This is a genomic window from Lachnospiraceae bacterium JLR.KK008, assembly GCA_037015955.1.
Taxonomy (GTDB): Bacteria; Bacillota; Clostridia; order Lachnospirales; family Lachnospiraceae; genus VSOB01.
Genome location: CP143548.1, coordinates 2,424,556 through 2,441,898, shown reverse-complemented (window position 1 = coordinate 2,441,898; position 17,343 = coordinate 2,424,556). Strand labels below are relative to the sequence as shown.

15 protein-coding genes and 1 other annotated feature are annotated in these 17,343 nt (G+C 51.6%); of the genes, 14 read left to right on the top strand and 1 reads right to left on the bottom strand.

Annotated elements, in window-relative coordinates; translation table 11 throughout:
• Positions 1–205 precede the first annotated feature (205 nt).
• From V1224_12235 to V1224_12185, 11 genes are all read left to right on the top strand, one after another.
• Complete coding sequence (locus V1224_12235) at positions 206–706, top strand: hypothetical protein (GenBank protein WWR15235.1); 501 nt, start codon at positions 206–208, stop codon at positions 704–706.
• Positions 707–788: 82 nt separating this feature from the next.
• Positions 789–1,406 carry a flavodoxin family protein gene (locus V1224_12230; protein WWR15234.1) on the top strand — a complete coding sequence of 206 codons (618 nt, stop codon included), beginning with the start codon at positions 789–791 and terminating at the stop codon, positions 1,404–1,406.
• Positions 1,407–1,566: 160 nt separating this feature from the next.
• Entirely contained in the window at positions 1,567–2,475 is a 909-nt protein-coding gene (locus tag V1224_12225) for a M14 family metallocarboxypeptidase (protein ID WWR15233.1), read from the top strand.
• 163 nt (positions 2,476–2,638) lie between these two features.
• Positions 2,639–3,142, top strand: coding sequence for a transcription elongation factor GreA (gene greA / locus V1224_12220; GenBank protein WWR15232.1), 504 nt, complete (start codon positions 2,639–2,641; stop codon positions 3,140–3,142).
• Positions 3,143–3,217: 75 nt separating this feature from the next.
• A complete protein-coding gene (locus tag V1224_12215; GenBank protein WWR15231.1) occupies positions 3,218–3,676 on the top strand; it encodes a ferritin-like domain-containing protein in 459 nt (152 codons plus the stop codon).
• A 58-nt stretch (positions 3,677–3,734) separates the two neighbouring features.
• Positions 3,735–5,579 (top strand): ABC-F family ATP-binding cassette domain-containing protein, encoded by a 1,845-nt coding sequence (locus tag V1224_12210; GenBank protein ID WWR15230.1) that lies wholly within the window; start codon positions 3,735–3,737, stop codon positions 5,577–5,579.
• Positions 5,580–5,624: 45 nt separating this feature from the next.
• Entirely contained in the window at positions 5,625–8,270 is a 2,646-nt protein-coding gene (locus tag V1224_12205) for a translation factor GTPase family protein (GenBank protein WWR15229.1), read from the top strand.
• Positions 8,271–8,385: 115 nt separating this feature from the next.
• The gene (locus V1224_12200; protein WWR15228.1) at positions 8,386–9,642 is read left to right on the top strand and encodes a diaminopimelate decarboxylase; all 1,257 of its coding nucleotides are present in this window, start codon (positions 8,386–8,388) and stop codon (positions 9,640–9,642) included.
• A 151-nt stretch (positions 9,643–9,793) separates the two neighbouring features.
• A complete protein-coding gene (locus V1224_12195) occupies positions 9,794–10,273 on the top strand; it encodes a DUF2975 domain-containing protein (protein WWR15227.1) in 480 nt (159 codons plus the stop codon).
• A gap of 7 nt (positions 10,274–10,280) precedes the next feature.
• Entirely contained in the window at positions 10,281–10,517 is a 237-nt protein-coding gene (locus tag V1224_12190; protein ID WWR15226.1) for a helix-turn-helix transcriptional regulator, read from the top strand.
• 623 nt (positions 10,518–11,140) lie between these two features.
• The gene (locus tag V1224_12185; GenBank protein WWR15225.1) at positions 11,141–12,208 is read left to right on the top strand and encodes a DUF4173 domain-containing protein; all 1,068 of its coding nucleotides are present in this window, start codon (positions 11,141–11,143) and stop codon (positions 12,206–12,208) included.
• 41 nt (positions 12,209–12,249) lie between these two features.
• Here V1224_12185 and V1224_12180 read toward each other — a convergent pair whose 3' ends face one another.
• Positions 12,250–12,489, bottom strand: a complete 240-nt coding sequence (locus V1224_12180; GenBank protein ID WWR15224.1) for a helix-turn-helix transcriptional regulator — start codon at positions 12,487–12,489, stop codon at positions 12,250–12,252.
• Between the two features lie 133 nt (positions 12,490–12,622).
• Between V1224_12180 and V1224_12175 the strand changes: the two genes are divergently transcribed.
• From V1224_12175 to V1224_12165, 3 genes are all read left to right on the top strand, one after another.
• The gene (locus V1224_12175) at positions 12,623–12,814 is read left to right on the top strand and encodes a hypothetical protein (GenBank protein ID WWR15223.1); all 192 of its coding nucleotides are present in this window, start codon (positions 12,623–12,625) and stop codon (positions 12,812–12,814) included.
• 85 nt (positions 12,815–12,899) lie between these two features.
• Positions 12,900–13,105: a binding site (T-box leader), on the top strand.
• Between the two features lie 87 nt (positions 13,106–13,192).
• The gene (locus tag V1224_12170) at positions 13,193–15,859 is read left to right on the top strand and encodes a valine--tRNA ligase (GenBank protein ID WWR15222.1); all 2,667 of its coding nucleotides are present in this window, start codon (positions 13,193–13,195) and stop codon (positions 15,857–15,859) included.
• Between the two features lie 28 nt (positions 15,860–15,887).
• On the top strand, positions 15,888–17,333 hold the full coding sequence (locus V1224_12165) for a FapA family protein (protein ID WWR15221.1): 1,446 nt from the start codon (positions 15,888–15,890) through the stop codon (positions 17,331–17,333).
• Positions 17,334–17,343: the final 10 nt, after the last annotated feature.

The following is a 17,343-nucleotide window of genomic DNA, read 5'->3' as shown; positions in this document are numbered from 1 at the left end:
CACGAAAATCTTTCTGTCCTTCTGCGGTGCAAAATCAAAGTCGTGTTCTTGTTCACAGTTTGTTCTTTAATGCGTTTGTCATACCCGGCGCAGTTCTTGACAGCGAATGATCAGGGAGTATAAGATAAATGGCAGGAGATAGAATGCTCCTGTCATTTTGCCGTATGGGAAATGAGATTTTTTCTATGCGGGAACGTGATGCAGGATGTGGCTGATCACAAAAGAGGAAAAGGAGAAAGAGATGCTTGAGAAGAGAACAGGTTATGGGCTGCGGGACGGCGCGTTTATTTTGCTGGGTGCGATCCTGCTGTTTCTTCCGTTCATTTACTGGAATCTGACAGTCGGACAAAGACCGATGTATGAAGTGTTGTATGCGGAGACCGTCTTTTTTCCGGATTATTTTGTGATGCTGTTACTGGCGGTATTCGCTGCGGGGCTTAACTGTCTGCTCAGCAGAAAATGGCTCACTAAGAAACACGGCTTGTTATGGATGCTTTTATTCCATGCGCTGCTTTGGGTAATGTTTATGGCTGTTCTGGCCGTCTACTTTGGGATTTCCGCCGGTGTGTGGGCCGCCGCCGCATTTGTGATGGTAATGATGCGGATCGTCCTGCTGTGTCTTCTGGCGACAGGAATGGTTCAGGGCTGTGTGGCAGTTCTGTTTTCGGCGGCAGTTCATATGCTCTCATTACTGTACCCTCAGTGAACAAAGGGACACACGGCGTGTGTACCCTTGTCCACTGAGGGTATAAAAACAAATAAATATAAGATGGGAAAGGATGGTAAGAATGAAAGTACTTATGATCAACGGCTCCCCGCATGTGGAGGGGAATACTTATATCGCACTGCATGAGATGGAGAAGGTGTTTGCCAGGAATCAGATCGGGACAGAGCTGGTGCAGATCGGTGGCAAGGACATCAGAGGCTGCGTCGCCTGCGGTTTTTGCGGCAGGAACGGTAAATGTGCCTTTGGCGATCTCGTCAATGAGACAGCGCCGCTCTTTGAAGCCTGCGACGGCCTTGTAGTCGGCAGCCCGGTCTACTATGCGTCCGCCAATGCCACGCTTATAGCCTTTCTGGACCGGCTGTTCTACAGTACATCGTTCGACAAGACGATGAAAGTGGGAGCCAGTGTGGTGGCGGCCAGAAGAGGCGGCCTTTCGGCGACGTTTGACGAGCTGAATAAATACTTTACAATCTCCGGGATGCCTGTCGCTTCCGGCCAGTACTGGAACAGCATTCACGGCAGAACCGCCGGAGAGGCCGCGCAGGATGAGGAAGGACTTCAGACGATGCGTGTTCTGGCGGAGAATATGTCGTTTTTGATGAAAAGTATTGCGCTTGGCAAAGAGACTTATGGTCTGCCGGAAAAGGAATCCCGGATCGTAACCAACTTCATTCGATAGTTTCAGGATTGGGCCGGCCCGGAAGCACTCTGCGTGAAAGACTGATTTTTCAAACGTTCCCCGCATATGTATGAAATAATGGAGAGTCCTGTCAGACAGCGTATGGCAGAACCGCCGGTCTGGCGGGGACAGGAAATAAATCAAAAAAGCGGGTGGACAGATGGAATTGACAGCATATTCGTATGACACAACGATGAAAGCGATAGAGCATTTGCTCATGTATTATCCTTTTATGGAAAAGACAGTGATCGGCAGCAGTGTGATGGGGAAAGAGATCCCTGCGCTGCGTCTGGGTGTCGGTGAGATACAGGTCTGTTACAGCGCAGCGTTTCATGCCAACGAGTGGATCACGGTGCCGGTCCTCTTGCAGTTTGCGGAAGACTATGCGCGGGCGGTGGCGGAGGGTGAACTGTTCAACGGTGTTGATGCCAGAGCTCTGTACCAACAGGTAACACTTTATCTCATACCGCTCGTCAATCCGGACGGTGTCGATCTGGTGACAGGCGCGCTGACAGAAGGAGACTATTATGAGCAGGCCAGACGGATTGCGGCGGACTATCCACAGATTCCCTTTCCGGATGGCTGGAAGGCAAATATTGAGGGGACCGATCTGAACCTTCAGTTTCCGGCGGACTGGGAGCTGGCAAAGCAGATCAAATATGAGCAGGGCTACCGGACACCTGCGCCGAGAGATTACGTGGGGCCGGCGCCCCTGACGGCTCCTGAGAGCCGGGCGATTTATGAGTTCACAACGTCTCATGATTTTTCTCTGATACTGGCTTATCATACACAGGGGGAAGTGATCTACTGGAAATATAAAGATCTGGAGCCGCCCCGTTCCAGAGAGATCGCGGACCATTTCGGGGAAGTGAGCGACTATGCGGTCGAGCAGACCCCTTATGCGTCCGGGAATGCGGGCTATAAGGACTGGTTTATTTTACAGTACGACAGGCCGGGCTATACGATAGAGGCAGGATATGGGGAGAACCCGCTTCCGATTGAAGACTTGCCGGAGATCTACAGACGCAATATCGGCATCCTCACAGGAGGAATGACAGAGATTCTGTGAGCGGATATTTGCTCCTGCGCCTGTTCTGTGAGTACTCAAAAACCGATTGCCAGATCAGCCGGCGCCTGTTAAAATAAGGAAGGTACAAATGTTCGGGCAGTGATACGGAAGGGATTGCAACATCACCTTCAGATATTATATCCCACATTTTCAGGAGGCGGGAATGTACGATAAACTGACAAGATCAGATATGAAAAAGATGCAGGAGGAGATCGACTACCGGAAGCTGGAACTGCGTCCGAAGCTGCTGGAGGACGTGAAAGAGACGAGGGCGCATGGGGACCTGAGCGAAAATTTTGAATATCACGCGGCGAAAAAGGAAAAAAATAAAAACGAGAGCCGGATTCGCTATCTGGAGCGGATGCTGCGGACGGCGCAGATGATCGACGACAGCTCCAAAGAGGATGAGGTTGGCATGAACAATACGGTGGAAGTCTACTTTGAGGAAGATGACGTTACGGAACAGTACCGGATTGTGACGACGGTCAGAGGCGACTCTCTGCACAACCTGATCAGCATAGAATCACCGCTCGGAAAAGCGCTGATGGGACATAAGGCCGGAGACAGAGTGGAAGTGAAAGTCAACGATACATACAGCTATCCGGTGATGATTCAAAAGATCATCAATACGGAAGATGACTCTGCGGACCGGATTCGCGGGTATTGAATATGGATGGCGTATAATTTGACTGCGCACGGGCATACTGGCATTGTAAAAAAATTCTAAGCGAGGTGCACGTGTATGGTATTGACAGAAAAAGAAGCAACGACGATCAAAGACCTGCAGACGCAGGAAGAGACATGTATCAGGAAATACGAGAAATATGGGCAGCAGGCGCATGACACAGAGTTGAAAAATCTGTTCCAGACATTAAAGCAGAATGAGCAGGAACATTATAATTCTCTCGGGCAGGTATTAAAAGGGACCGTACCGACCTGCGACTGCAATGATTCTCAGGGCAGAAATTATGAGCCTAAGAGAACATACGATCAGATGACCAATTCCCAGGAGAAGAAGGAAGACTGTTTCCTTGCGACGGACTGCATCGGCACGGAAAAGCTCGTCTCTTCCGAGTACAATACAAATGTATTTACATGCTGTGATTCTTCCGTGCGCAAACTTCTGGCGGACATTCAGGTCGAGGAGCAGAATCATGCGGAAATGCTCTATAAATACAAACAGGTCAACGGGATGCAGTAAGACAGTAATTTTCGAAGCCTCTTTATACAGAGGCTTCCTTACATAAAGGCGGCATGACATGAATTTACTGACGATGAAACATGTGACAAAATCATACACGGATAAAATATTGCTGGACGGCGTGGACTTCAGTCTGGAAGCGGGGGAAAAGACAGGAATCATCGGCATCAACGGTACGGGAAAATCAACGCTTCTGAAAGTGATCGCAGGGCTGGAATCGTTTGAAGCGGGAGAGCTGACCAGAGGCAGTCAGGTGATGGTCAGTTATCTGCCCCAGAATCCGGTCTTTCCGGAGGGAATGACGATCTATGATTATGTCGTCACGGCGAACGCTGACAGTGCCCATGCCTGGGACATAGAAGGGGAGGCGAAGTCGATGCTGAACAGACTTGGTTTTACCGACTATGGACAGGTCATCGATCCTCTCTCCGGCGGACAGAAAAAGAAAGTGGCGCTGGCGGGTGCGCTTTTGTCAGGCAGAGAGATCCTGATTCTCGATGAGCCGACCAACCATCTGGACAACCGGATGACAGAATGGCTGGAAAACTGGCTGCGGGCGTACAAGGGCACGGTCGTCATGGTCACGCATGACCGCTACTTTCTCGATCTTGTGTGTAACCGTATCGTGGAAGTGCATCAGGGAAAGCTGTATTCCTACCAGACGAATTACGAAGGTTTTCTGAAGCTGAAGGCTGAGAGAGAGGCCATGGCGGCTTCCACGCAGAAAAAGCATGAAAATATGCTGCGTAAGGAGATCGCCTGGATACAGAGAGGAGCCAGGGCGCGTGCTACCAAGCAGAAAGCGCATATCGCCAGATACGAGGCGCTCCGGGATGAAGAGAAGAGGATACCGGAGGCAAATGTGGAGATTGAGGCCGTCTCATCCAGACTGGGAAAGAAGACGATCCTTCTGCACCATATTTCCAAGAGCTATGGAGAGAACATGCTGATCCGGGATTTTACATATACGTTTCTGCGGACGGACCGGATTGGCATTTTAGGTCCAAACGGCTGCGGGAAGACGACGCTGATGCGTCTGATCACCGGACAGGAGACGGCGGACAGCGGTCAGGTGGAGACCGGGGAGACCGTTAAGATCGGATATTATGCCCAGGAAGCGGAACATATGGACGCAGACCAGAAGGTCATCGATTATATCCGGGAGACGGCGGAAGTGATCCGGACGGCGGACGGCACGGTGACGGCCTCCCAGATGCTGGAGAAATTTTTATTCGAAGGGGCTCTCCAGTACGCGAGGATCGGCAAACTGTCGGGCGGCGAGCGGAGGCGGCTGTATCTGGCGAAAGTGCTGATGGAGGCGCCGAATGTACTGATTCTCGACGAGCCGACCAACGATCTGGATATTCAGACGCTCTGCGTGCTGGAGGACTATCTGGACACATTTCCGGGGATCGTGATCACAGTTTCCCATGATCGTTATTTCCTCGACCGTGTGGCGAGGCGGATGCTGACCTTTGAGGGCGACGGCCGGATATTGCTGTATAACGGAAGTTATACCGAATATTTTCAGGAAAAAGGCGAGCGGCTCTGGGGAGAGAGCGCAGCGCAGGGCGGCGCGGTTTCGGCGGCGGAGATGTCCCGGGAGGCTGCTTCCGGTCAGGAGAAAGCTGCCGGCAGACAGTGGAAGGAGCAGAAAAGTCAGAACCGGAAACTGAAATTCACTTATAAAGAGCAGAAAGAGTATGAGACAATCGAGGCTGACATCGAAGCAATCGAAGCCGCTCTGGCCGCTCTGGAAGGCAGGATGGCTCAGGCAGCGACTGACTTTGTGAAGCTGGGCGCGCTTACGGAAGAAAAGGAAAAGACGGAAAAGCTGTTGGAAGAGAAAATGGAGCGGTACGTCTATCTGACCGATCTGGCGGAGCGGATCGCCGCGCAGTGACGGGGAGACGGCCGGTAGGAATTGCAGTGGAGAACGGAGAAATACATGAAATCATTGATCTTGGGGATATTGGCCCATGTGGACGCCGGCAAGACGACGCTGTCGGAAAGTCTGCTACATAAGAGCGGCAGACTGAAAAAGGCGGGAAGGGTGGACAAAGGGGACACTTTTCTGGATACTTACGCGCTGGAAAAGCAGCGGGGCATCACAATCTTTTCCAAGCAGGCCATCTTTTCTTATGGAGACTTACAGATCACACTGATGGATACGCCGGGGCACGTGGATTTCTCTGCGGAGATGGAGCGGACACTGCAAGTGTTGGACGGCGCCATTCTTGTGATCAATGGGGCCGAGGGCATACAGGCCCATACGCGGACGCTGTGGAAACTGCTGGAGCAATATGACGTACCTGTCATTATATTTGTCAATAAGATGGACCAGCCTGTGACAGACAGGGAAGCGCTTCAGGCGGAACTGAAAACATCGCTGGACGAGGGCTGCATCGACTTTTGCGCGGAACGATCGGATGATTTTTATGAGAACATAGCCGTGTGCGAGGAACACGCGCTGGAACAGTATCTGGAGAGCGGCAGTCTGGAAGAGAGTGAGATTTGCAGACTGATAATGGCGAGGAAAGTATTTCCCTGTTATTTTGGGTCTGCGCTGAAGGAAGTGGGAGTGGAGGAGCTTTTGGATGGAATCAGCCGCTATCTAAGGCCTCCGGTGTATCCGCAGGCTTTTGGCGCCAGAGTGTATAAGATCGGAAGGGATGAACAGGGAGCGCGTCTGACTTATCTGAAGGTGACGGGCGGCAGTCTGGCGGTCCGGGACTTGGTGGACATACGGACAGCGGAAGGAGAGGTGCAGGAAAAAGTCAGTCAGATCAGATTCTATTCCGGTGACAGATACGAGACGACGACGCAGCTGGAAGCCGGCATGGCGGCGGCAGTAACCGGGCTGGAGCATACGTTTGCCGGAGCGGGGTTGGGGACGGAAACAGAGACGACGCTTCCTCTGCTTGCACCGGCGCTCTCCTGTCAGATGCTTGTCCCGGAGGGATGTGACCCGGTCCGCGTGCTTCAGGCGGCGCGCTTCCTGACGGAAGAGGAACCGCAGCTACATGTGGAATGGGACGAGATGCACCGGGAGATCCGGGTGAAGCTGATGGGAGAGATCCAGACTCAGATCTTACGGCATCTGATGCAGGAACGGTTCGGAATGGAAGTCGATTTCGGGCCGGGGAGCATTGTATACAAAGAGACGATTGCAGATACCGTGGAAGGGGTGGGGCACTTTGAACCTCTGCGCCACTATGCGGAGGTGCATCTTCTGCTGGAGCCGGGGGAACCGGGCAGCGGACTTGTCTTTGAGGCGGACTGCAGTGAGGACGTACTTGACCGGAACTGGCAGCGTCTTGTGTTGACACATCTGCGGGAGCGGGAACACCGCGGCGTGCTCACAGGCTCTGCCATTACGGACATGAAGATCACCCTCAAATCAGGGAAGGCACATCTGAAGCACACGGAAGGCGGAGACTTCCGGCAGGCGGTATACCGGGCGGTGCGACAGGGACTGATGCAGGCTCAGAGCGTATTACTGGAACCGTATTATGATTTCGTACTGGAAGTGCCGTCTGCGATGACGGGCCGGGCGATGACCGATCTGGAGCGGCTTCATGCGCGCGCTTTCCAGCCGGAAATCAAAGGGGAGACAGCGGTGCTGCGGGGCAGCGCTCCCGTAGCCTGTATGCAGGCATACCATCAGGAAGTCGTCAGCTATACAAAGGGACAGGGCAGTCTGACGTGTACTATGAAAGGATATGCGCCCTGCCATAATGCGGAGGAAGTACTGGCGGAGCGGGCCTATGATCCGGAGCGGGATGTGCGCAACTGTGCGGACTCGGTTTTCTGCGCTCACGGCGCCGGATTTACGGTGCCCTGGTATGAGGTGGCGCGTTATATGCACCTGCCGTCCATACTCAGCGCGGCGCAAATCCTTACCGACGAGGAGATCAGGGAATACGCGCGCCGCCGCAGTCCGGAAGAAAAGGAGATCGCGATCGGTACGGAGGAGATCGATGCGATCCTCAACAGGACGGCTTACGCCAACAGAAAGGACTCGCCGGTCACGCATAAGGGCATTTCCGCGAGGAGGAAAAGGCCGCAGAGCACGACTGCGTCCGAGACGCGTGTTTACCGTCCCCGGGAGAGAAAGCCGGAATACCTGCTTGTGGACGGATACAATATCATTTTTGCCTGGGAGGAGCTGCGGGAACTGGCGCAGGTCAGTCTGGACGGCGCCCGGGGCCGCCTCCTGGATATTCTCTGCAATTATCAGGGGGTCCGCGGCTGTGAGCTGATTGCGGTTTTCGATGCCTACCGTCTGGAGGGACATGCGGAGGAGACACTCGATTATCATAACATCCACGTCGTATATACGAAGGAGGCAGAGACTGCCGACCAGTATATCGAGAAATTCGCCCATGAGAACAGCCGGCAGTATCAGATCAGCGTGGCCACCTCCGACGGGCTCGAGCAGATTATTATCCGCGGTGCGGGCTGCATTCTCATCTCCGCCAGAGAGCTGGAAGAGGAGATCCGGACGGCCAGTGCCCAGGTATTACAGACTTATGAGGAAAGGCAGGAGAGCGGACGAATCTTTCTCGGTGATATTTTTCCCAAGGAGCTTTAGGACGGGCATGAAGGACAGTCGCAGGACGGATTGACACACGGGCAGGTATATGATACATTCATGTACGGCAGGAAGCTCCTGCCCTCAGGGCATACGAAAGAAAGGATGTTAATATATGGAAAAAAAGCCTTTTGTAACACTTTCACAAGTACGGGAGATGGCGGAGAAGTATCCGACTCCCTTTCATTTATATGACGAAACAGGGATTCGGGAAAATGCCCGCAGAGTGAAACGGGCGTTTGCATGGAACCCGGGATTCAAAGAATATTTTGCGGTCAAGGCGACACCCAATCCTTATCTGATGCAGATCTTAAGAGAAGAAGGGATTGGCATGGACTGCTCGTCCTATACGGAATTGTATCTGTCACAGCAGGTAGGATTTGGCGGCGAGGAGATTATGTTTTCCTCCAATATGACGCCGGAGGAAGACTTCAGGCTGGCCAGTGACCTGGAGGCGATTATCAATTTCGATGACATAACTCATCTGAAATTTTATGAGAAGATCGCGCCGTTTAAAGAGACGATGTGTTGCCGCTATAATCCGGGCGGAGATTTTGAGATCCACAATCAGATTATGGACACGCCGAGAGACGCGAAATACGGCATGACAAAAGAGCAGATGAAAGAGGCGTTCCGCTATATGAAGGCGAAAGGCGTCAAACATTTCGGCATTCACGCGTTTCTCGCCAGCAATACCATATCGGAGGCCTATTATCCGAAACTGGCGAGAATCCTCTTCCGGCTGGCCGTCCAGCTGAAGCAGGAACTGGATGTCCATATTGCCTTTATCAACCTCTCCGGCGGCGTCGGCATTCCCTATAAACCGGAAGATACGCCCAATGATATTATGGCTATCGGTGAAGGGGTGCGCCAGGCTTATGAAGAGATCCTCACTCCGGCGGGGATGGATGATCTGGCGATCTACACGGAGATGGGGCGCTTTATGCTCGCGCCGTATGGCTGCCTGGTGACGAAAGCCATTCATGAAAAGCATATTTACAAGGAATATATCGGTGTGGATGCCTGTGCGGCGAATCTGATGCGGCCGGCGGTGTATGGCGCTTATCATCACATTACCGTTCTCGGGAAAGAGGAGGAGCCGCTCACGCATGTCTATGATGTAGTCGGCGGTCTCTGCGAAAACTGTGATAAGTTTGCGGTCGACCGTGCGCTGCCGGAGATCGCGGTCGGGGATTACCTGGTGCTCCATGATACGGGAGCGCACGGATTTTCCATGGGTTACAATTATAACGGCAAGCTCAGGAGCGCGGAAATTCTGTTAAAGGAGGACGGCAGCACGCAGATGATTCGGAGGGCGGAGACGCCGGAGGATTATTTTGCCACACTCGATCTGACAGCGTTCGGGAAGTAAGTGGAAGGAAATCTGAAAGTCAACAAATATTTATCGAATTACGATAAATATTTGTTGACTTTATTTGCGTGCGGGAGTATGATAACAGCAGATGGGAAATGATGGAAATAAATGGCACCAAGTATTGACAGGAAAGACAGGGGGAACCGTAATGAACCAGAAAGGATTGGCCAATTCCTTGAAAGCTGCCATCATCGGTATCGGTATGTGCGGGCTTATTATTTATTTCTATTTTCTGCCGGCGATTGGAAAGATCGTACTGCGTGATCTGCCACAGTATGGGAATAGCTATGTTCCATGGATGATCTTTTTATGGATCACAGCGATTCCCTGCTATCTCGTGCTGCTGTGCTGCTGGCGGGTGGCATCCGAGATTGGCAGAGACAATTCGTTTTCTTATATCAATGCCCGGATGCTCAAACGGATTGCCGCTCTGGCAGCCTTTGATTCGGCGTTTTTATTCGTTGGCAGCGGTATTTTTTTTACATTTAACATGTGCGGCGGCGGCCTGCTGCTTCTGATCCTGGTAGTTGTGTTCGTGGGAGTGACGATCACTGTGGCGGCGGCCGCCCTGTCACATCTGATCTACAAAGCGGCGCAGATGGCAGAGGAAAATGAGTTGACGATCTGAGAGAAGGATGGAAGAGGAAGCTATGATCATTATCAATATCGATGTCATGTTGGCAAAACGAAAAGTGAGCGTGACCGAACTGTCCGAACGGGTGGGGATTACGATCGCCAATATCTCCGTGTTAAAAAACGGCAGGGCAAAGGCGGTCAAATTAGACACTCTCGATAAGATCTGTAAGGCGCTCGCCTGTCAGCCGGGAGATCTGCTGGAGTGGCAGCCGGATGAAAAAGAGAACGAATCATGATCAGGGAGTAAGGAGGAAACTATGTACGGGGAAAATATGTATGGGGAAACTATGTACGGGGAAAACGGCGGGCAAGGAGACAGAAGCAGGAAAAACGGAACTGCCAGGCAGTCGCATCCGGACGGCCATCCGCCGCTGAATCCTCCGTATCCGGGCGCTTGCCTGCCGCCGGGCCAGCCATATCCGGGCGGCGGACGGCCGATTGTCCCGGCGCCTGCTCCGTCCGCAAAGTCGGTGCGCAGTCCGAAACTGGAGCAGCTGATGGATCATTTCCGGGTGTATGGAATCGGCTGTATTCTATACGGTATTTTGTTTGCTTTTTGCCTTTATCCGGGATTTTGTGGTATTTCTGTACCGATATTGTCATTGCTGACCATGGGCGGGCTGTATGCCCTGTTTCGAAATATGGGACTGCAGACGGGGAGACGTACGCTGTTTTATTTTATTTGCTGGGGACTTTTATCGCTCAGCAGTGTTCTCACAGGAAGTCGTCTTCTGATTACGTGGAATACGATCGGGATGCTGCTTCTGTTTCTCTGTCTGTTGCTTGCACATTTCTGTAATACGGAAACGTGGGGCCCGGTGCCTGGCTGGTTTGGATTTGTGGGACGCCTTTTGTATCCATGGGCTGGCTGCCGTGCTTTTTTCAGTCTGTTGACCGGGCTTTGTCAGGAGAGCGGGATGGAAAACCGTCAAAGAGCAAATATATATGGCTGGGCGCGAGCCTGTCTGCACCGGTCGTCCTGGCAGCGGTATTTCTGTTGGCCAGCGCTGACGCGGTATTTGAACGTCTGTGCGAAACGATGCTGTCATGGATTGGATTTCCTGCCCATCCGTTATGGTTCTGTCTGCTTCTGGCAGTGGGCGTGTTCGGCTCTTATGCGATGATCGCATATCTAACCGACCGCGGGGAAACGATGGCCGTCAGGAAAGAACAAAAGAGATGGGAGCCGATGATCGGGATTGCTTTTCTGCTGGTCTTAACAGTCGTATATGTGATCTTCTGCGCGATCCAGATTTCCTGTCTGTTTATGGGCAGCGTCACGCTGACGGAAGGCTATACGTATGCCTCCTATGCGCGGGAAGGCTATTTTCAACTGCTGACTGTCTGTCTGATGAATGTCATTATCCTGCTCACCTTTGTCTCCAGGTTTCGGGAACACGGGACATTGAAGCTCCTTCTGACTGCTTTTTCCGCCTGTACGCTGATTATGGACGCTTCCTCCGCCATGCGCATGATTTTGTATGTGCAGGCATATCAGCTCACATTTCTGCGGATTCTGGTGCTGTGGTCGCTTGTCGTCATCGACATCCTTCTGGCCGGCTGTATTGTAACCATATACAGACCGCGTTTTCCGCTGTTTCGCTATGGGATGGCGGTCGTTACCATATGCTACCTTGTCTTTTCTCTGGCCAGACCGGATGCTCTCATAGCGAGATACAATGTGACACATGCTTCCGATGAACTGGATACTTCTTATCTGTTCAAGCTGAGCAGTGATGCCATACCGATACTGGAGGAGGCAGGCTTGCTGGAAGGACAGAAACCGTGGAGCGATCATGTTCTGTCCCGTTATTACCTGCGAATCAAGCTCACCCGTTATGAGGAGATGGGCGTCCGGGATTTTAACGTTTCCGATTACACCGCCGGGAAGATACTGGAGAAATATAAAGAAGAATTGGTGAAATAGATCAATCTGTGATCGTTTCTTTACATTATGATTCAGCAGTGTTATCTCAATAACTCATCCACTGTGATTTCCAGGACGCTGGCGATTGCTTTTAATTCAATATCTGTCACAAATCGTTTGCCGGACTCGATTCGCTGTATAGCATTTTTATTCATATCGAGGCCGGCAATCTGTAGTTTGTCTGCCAATGCGCGCTGGGAAATTCCCAGCTGCATTCTCAGTCTGGCGATCGTTTCTCCGCAAATATTATTCCGTCCGGCAGCCGATTTATTGATAAACATACGGGCCTCCATTGATATTGACACTCACTGCTTGTCATTTTCTTTATGGTATGCTAAAATGACAACAATATTGACATTTAGTAGATGTCAATATTTGTCTGGAAAATCTACTAAAGAGAATGAGGGGATGTCTATGAAGAGGAAACTGTTGTACGTGTTACTGCCATTGTCGCTGCTGATCTGTCTTGTTCTGTCGGGCCTTGGGGCGTCCAGAACAGCCTGTCAGATGATCGAAAAGGCAGACAGTCGCCTGCGTACGGAGATCGAGTCCCGCAGACATGCCCGGGAGGAACTGTCTGTGCAGAAAAGTGTGCCGATACCGTAATCGTCTGGCGGGGTGGATTTGGACACATTGCATATTGACAAAATGAGATTTCCCCGATATTATTTTAAGCAAATGGTTTTATACAGAAAAGGTAATGACAAAGAAGAGTACGTGACCACCCTTGACAGAGAGAGCGGCCCATCGGCTGAAAGGCGGCTTGAAGAAGGAGTCGTGGAAGGTAGCTTTGGAACCGGAAGCCTGAACAGTGTGCAGTAAGGCTTCACGCTTCGTCTCCGTTAATGGACTGAGAGTAACAAAAAAAGGTGGTACCGCGAGACTTTCGCCCTTTATCAATGGAGAGTTGATAAAGGGCGTTTTTGTCATGAAAGATTATTTCGCCGGAACAGCAATCGTAAGAGGAACAGAAGGAGGTTTTCCATGAGCAAAGAGCTTGCAAAGACGTATGACCCGAAAGGGATCGAAGATAGACTGTATCAGAAGTGGATGGACCACAATTATTTTCATGTCGAGGTCGATCACACCAAAACACCGTTTACGATTGTGATTCCGCCCCCAAACATTACCGGGCAGCTGCATATGGGACATGCGCTTGACGATACGATGCAGGACATTCTCATCCGTTTCAAGCGGATGCAGGGCTATAATGCGCTCTGGCAGCCGGGTACGGACCATGCCAGCATTGCCACGGAAGTGAAGATCATCGAGAAATTAAAGGAAGAGGGTATCGATAAACGGGACCTTGGCAGAGAGGGATTTTTAAAGAGGGCCTGGGAATGGAAGCAGGAATACGGCGGAAAGATTATCAGTCAGCTCAAAAAGCTGGGTTCTTCCTGTGACTGGCAGAGAGAGCGGTTCACAATGGATGAGGGCTGCAACCGGGCCGTCACCGAAGTGTTCTGCAAGATGCATGAGAAGGGCTGGATCTATAAGGGCAGCCGGATCGTCAACTGGTGTCCGGTGTGCAATACATCTATTTCCGATGCGGAAGTGTTGTACGAGGAGCAGGCGGGACATCTCTGGCATATCAAATATCCGCTGATTGAGGAGGACGGTACGGTAAGCAGGACTCATTTTCTGGAGTTTGCCACGACCCGTCCGGAGACAATGCTTGGCGATACGGCTGTTGCCGTAAACCCGGAGGATGACAGATATAAAGAGCTGATTGGCAGGAAGGTGTTGCTTCCGATTGTGGAAAGGGAGATTCCCATTGTTGCTGACTCTTATGTCGATACGGAATTTGGTACGGGTGTGGTGAAGATCACCCCGGCGCACGATCCCAATGACTTTGAAGTGGGCAGGAGACATGACCTTCCGGAGATCAATATTTTACACGATGATGCGACCATCAATGACAATGGCGGAAAATATGCGGGGCTTGACCGCTATGAGGCGAGAAGGCAGATTGTAAAAGAACTTGAGGGGATGGGACTGCTTGTGCGCATTGAAGACTATACGCACAATGTAGGAACGCATGACCGGTGCGGCACGACAATCGAACCGATGGTGAAAAAGCAGTGGTTCGTGAAGATGGACGAGCTGATCAAACCGGCAGTGGAAGCGGTGAAGCGGGGGGAGGTCAAACTGGTGCCGGAGCGCATGGAAAAGCTCTATTTCAACTGGACGGACAATATCCGTGACTGGTGTATCTCCAGACAGCTCTGGTGGGGCCATCGGATTCCTGCGTATTATTGCGACGAATGCGGCCATATCGTGGTGGCGAAAGAGGTGCCGTCCGCATGTCCGCAGTGTGGAGCCGCGCACTTTACACAGGACCCTGATACGCTGGACACGTGGTTTTCCTCGGCTCTGTGGCCGTTCTCCACGCTTGGATGGCCGGAGCAGACGGAAGATCTGAAATATTTTTATCCGACGGATGTGCTTGTGACCGGATATGATATTATCTTTTTCTGGGTCATCCGTATGATTTTTTCCGGCTATGAACAGATGGGAGAGCGGCCGTTTAAGACCGTGTTATTCCATGGCCTTGTGAGAGATTCCCAGGGGCGCAAGATGTCCAAGTCTCTCGGAAACGGAATCGATCCGCTGGAAGTGATCGATCAGTATGGTGCGGATGCGCTGCGTCTGACATTGATCACAGGCAACGCGCCGGGCAATGATATGCGTTTCTACTATGAAAGAGTGGAGGCCAACCGAAACTTTGCCAACAAAGTCTGGAATGCCGCGCGTTTTATTATGATGAATATGGAAGGCAAGTGCATTGGCAAAGAGCAGCCGGAGACACTGGAGCCGGTTGACAAATGGATCTTATCCAGACTCAACACGCTGATCAGAGAAGCGACCGAAAATATGGAGCACTTCGAGCTTGGCATTGCAGTGCAGAAAGTATATGATTTTATCTGGGATGAATTCTGCGACTGGTACATTGAGATGGTGAAACCAAGATTGTACAACAGCGAAGACACAGGCAGTCAGCGCGCGGCGCTGTGGACGCTGCAGACTGTGCTGCTGCAGGCGCTCAAGCTGCTGCACCCCTATATGCCGTTTGTCACGGAAGAGATTTTCTGCAGTCTTCAGGATGAAGAGGAATCTATCATGATTTCTTCCTGGCCTGCATATAAGGATGAATGGAGCTTTGTCAAAGAAGAGAGAGAGATTGAGACGATCAAAGAGGCTGTCCGGGGTATCCGCAACGCGCGCACACAGATGAACGTAGCGCCGGGCAGAAAGGCCAAAGTGTATGTCATCAGTCCGAAAGAGGAGATCAGACAGATCTTTACGGAGGGCAATCTGTTTTTTGCTTCGCTGGCCTGTGCTTCCGAGGTGGTGGTTCTGGAGGAAAAGACGGCGGAGATCGGAGACGACGCGGTGTCTGTTGTGATCGCGGAGGCGTCGATCTATATTCCGTTTGCAGAGCTGGTAGACATTGGACAGGAGATCGCCCGCCTGGAAAAAGAGCGGAAGAGACTTGCAGGCGAGATCGCCCGCTGCGACGGTATGCTGTCCAACGAAAGGTTTCTTTCCAAAGCGCCGGCGGCCAAAATCGAGGACGAGCGGGAAAAACAAAAAAAGTATGTTCAAATGATGGAACAAGTGCAAAATCGCTTGCAACATTTGCAAAAATAAGAGATACTAGTTACAGAGGTATGATTTCATGGCTGAAGAGATTTTAACACTAACCCGTGAGCAGATGGGTGAACTGAGAAAAAGATTCTTACATGGCAGCAAGGTTCAGGAGAAGTCATATGTACGTGTGTCTGATGACAGAATGAAGGCATGGCTGTATCTGTCGGAGCCTTCCGGCGATACGGAGAAATACGACGTAGACGCGCTCTTGGATATGCTGAAAGAGGACGGGGTGACAACAGGTTATCTGATGCCACGTCTTGTTGCTATGTCTAAAAAAGGTGTGTATCAGCGTGAGATACTGGTAGCAGAAGGCAAAGCGGTCGTGGAAGGCAGCGACGGCTATTACGAATATTTGTTTGACACGGAAAATCTTAGCGGAGCGCCGAAGATCATGGAGGATGGTTCCGTTGACTATGGCAGTGTGAACGTATTGCAGAGTGTGCAGGTGGGCGGCAAGCTCGCAGAATATCATGAGGCTGTGGGCGGAGAGGACGGCTTTACGGTGGATGGTATGATATTGAAGAGCAATCCCGTAAGGGAACTGCAGCCTCTGCGCGGCAGAAGCGTGGAACGCCGGGGTAATCTGTATTTTGCCAAAGTGGCCGGAAAGGTGGAAATCAAGGCCGGTAACATCGATATCCGCACGGTGCATGAAGTGCAGGGAGATGTCGATCTGAGCACAGGGCGGATCGAATTTTTCGGGGATGTGGTTATCAACGGCAATGTAAGCACGGGCGTGCTGATCCGTGCGGGACGTAATCTGGTTATCGAGGGCACGGTGGAATGTGCAGAGCTTTTTGCCGGCGGCGATATTGTGCTCAAGCGCGGCGTTCAGGGAAATATGAAGGGACGGGTGCGGGCAAGAGGTAATGTGTTTGCCAATTTCATTGAGCAGTGTGAAGTCAACGCGGAAGTCAATATTGAGGCAAATTATATTCTGAATGCTAACGTGTCAGCAGGCAGTCAGGTCATAGTACGAGGCAAAAGAGGCAGTATCATCGGCGGCAAGGTGTCCGCCCTGCAGGGCGTCACGGCATTTAATCTGGGAAATACGGTGGAAGTTAAGACGATCGTATGCGCCGGTTTCGAAAAGGAAATCTATGAGAAACATGTGAAGCTGACGGAGAAGCAGAAAGAGATCAGCGGGAAACTGCGCGATATTCTGGAGCGGATGGAATATCTGATCAAGCAGAAGCAGTTTCAGGGAGAGACGGACAGAGGAAGTCTTCTGATTCTCAATGGCAAAAAGGATGAATATTTCAAACAGCTGGACGGGATCAAGGATGAGATCGAACAGTGCCAGGAGCGGATGGAGAAAGGAAGAGGCGCCACAGTCAATGCGGAAGGTGTCACGAACAAAGGTGTCATTATCTGCATAGACGGTTACAGTAAAACCTGCGCAGGTTCGACACAATATGTGACATACCGGTGCAGAGGCGGCGAGATCGTGACAGAGCCTTTTCAGGCTTAACATGGCGGGA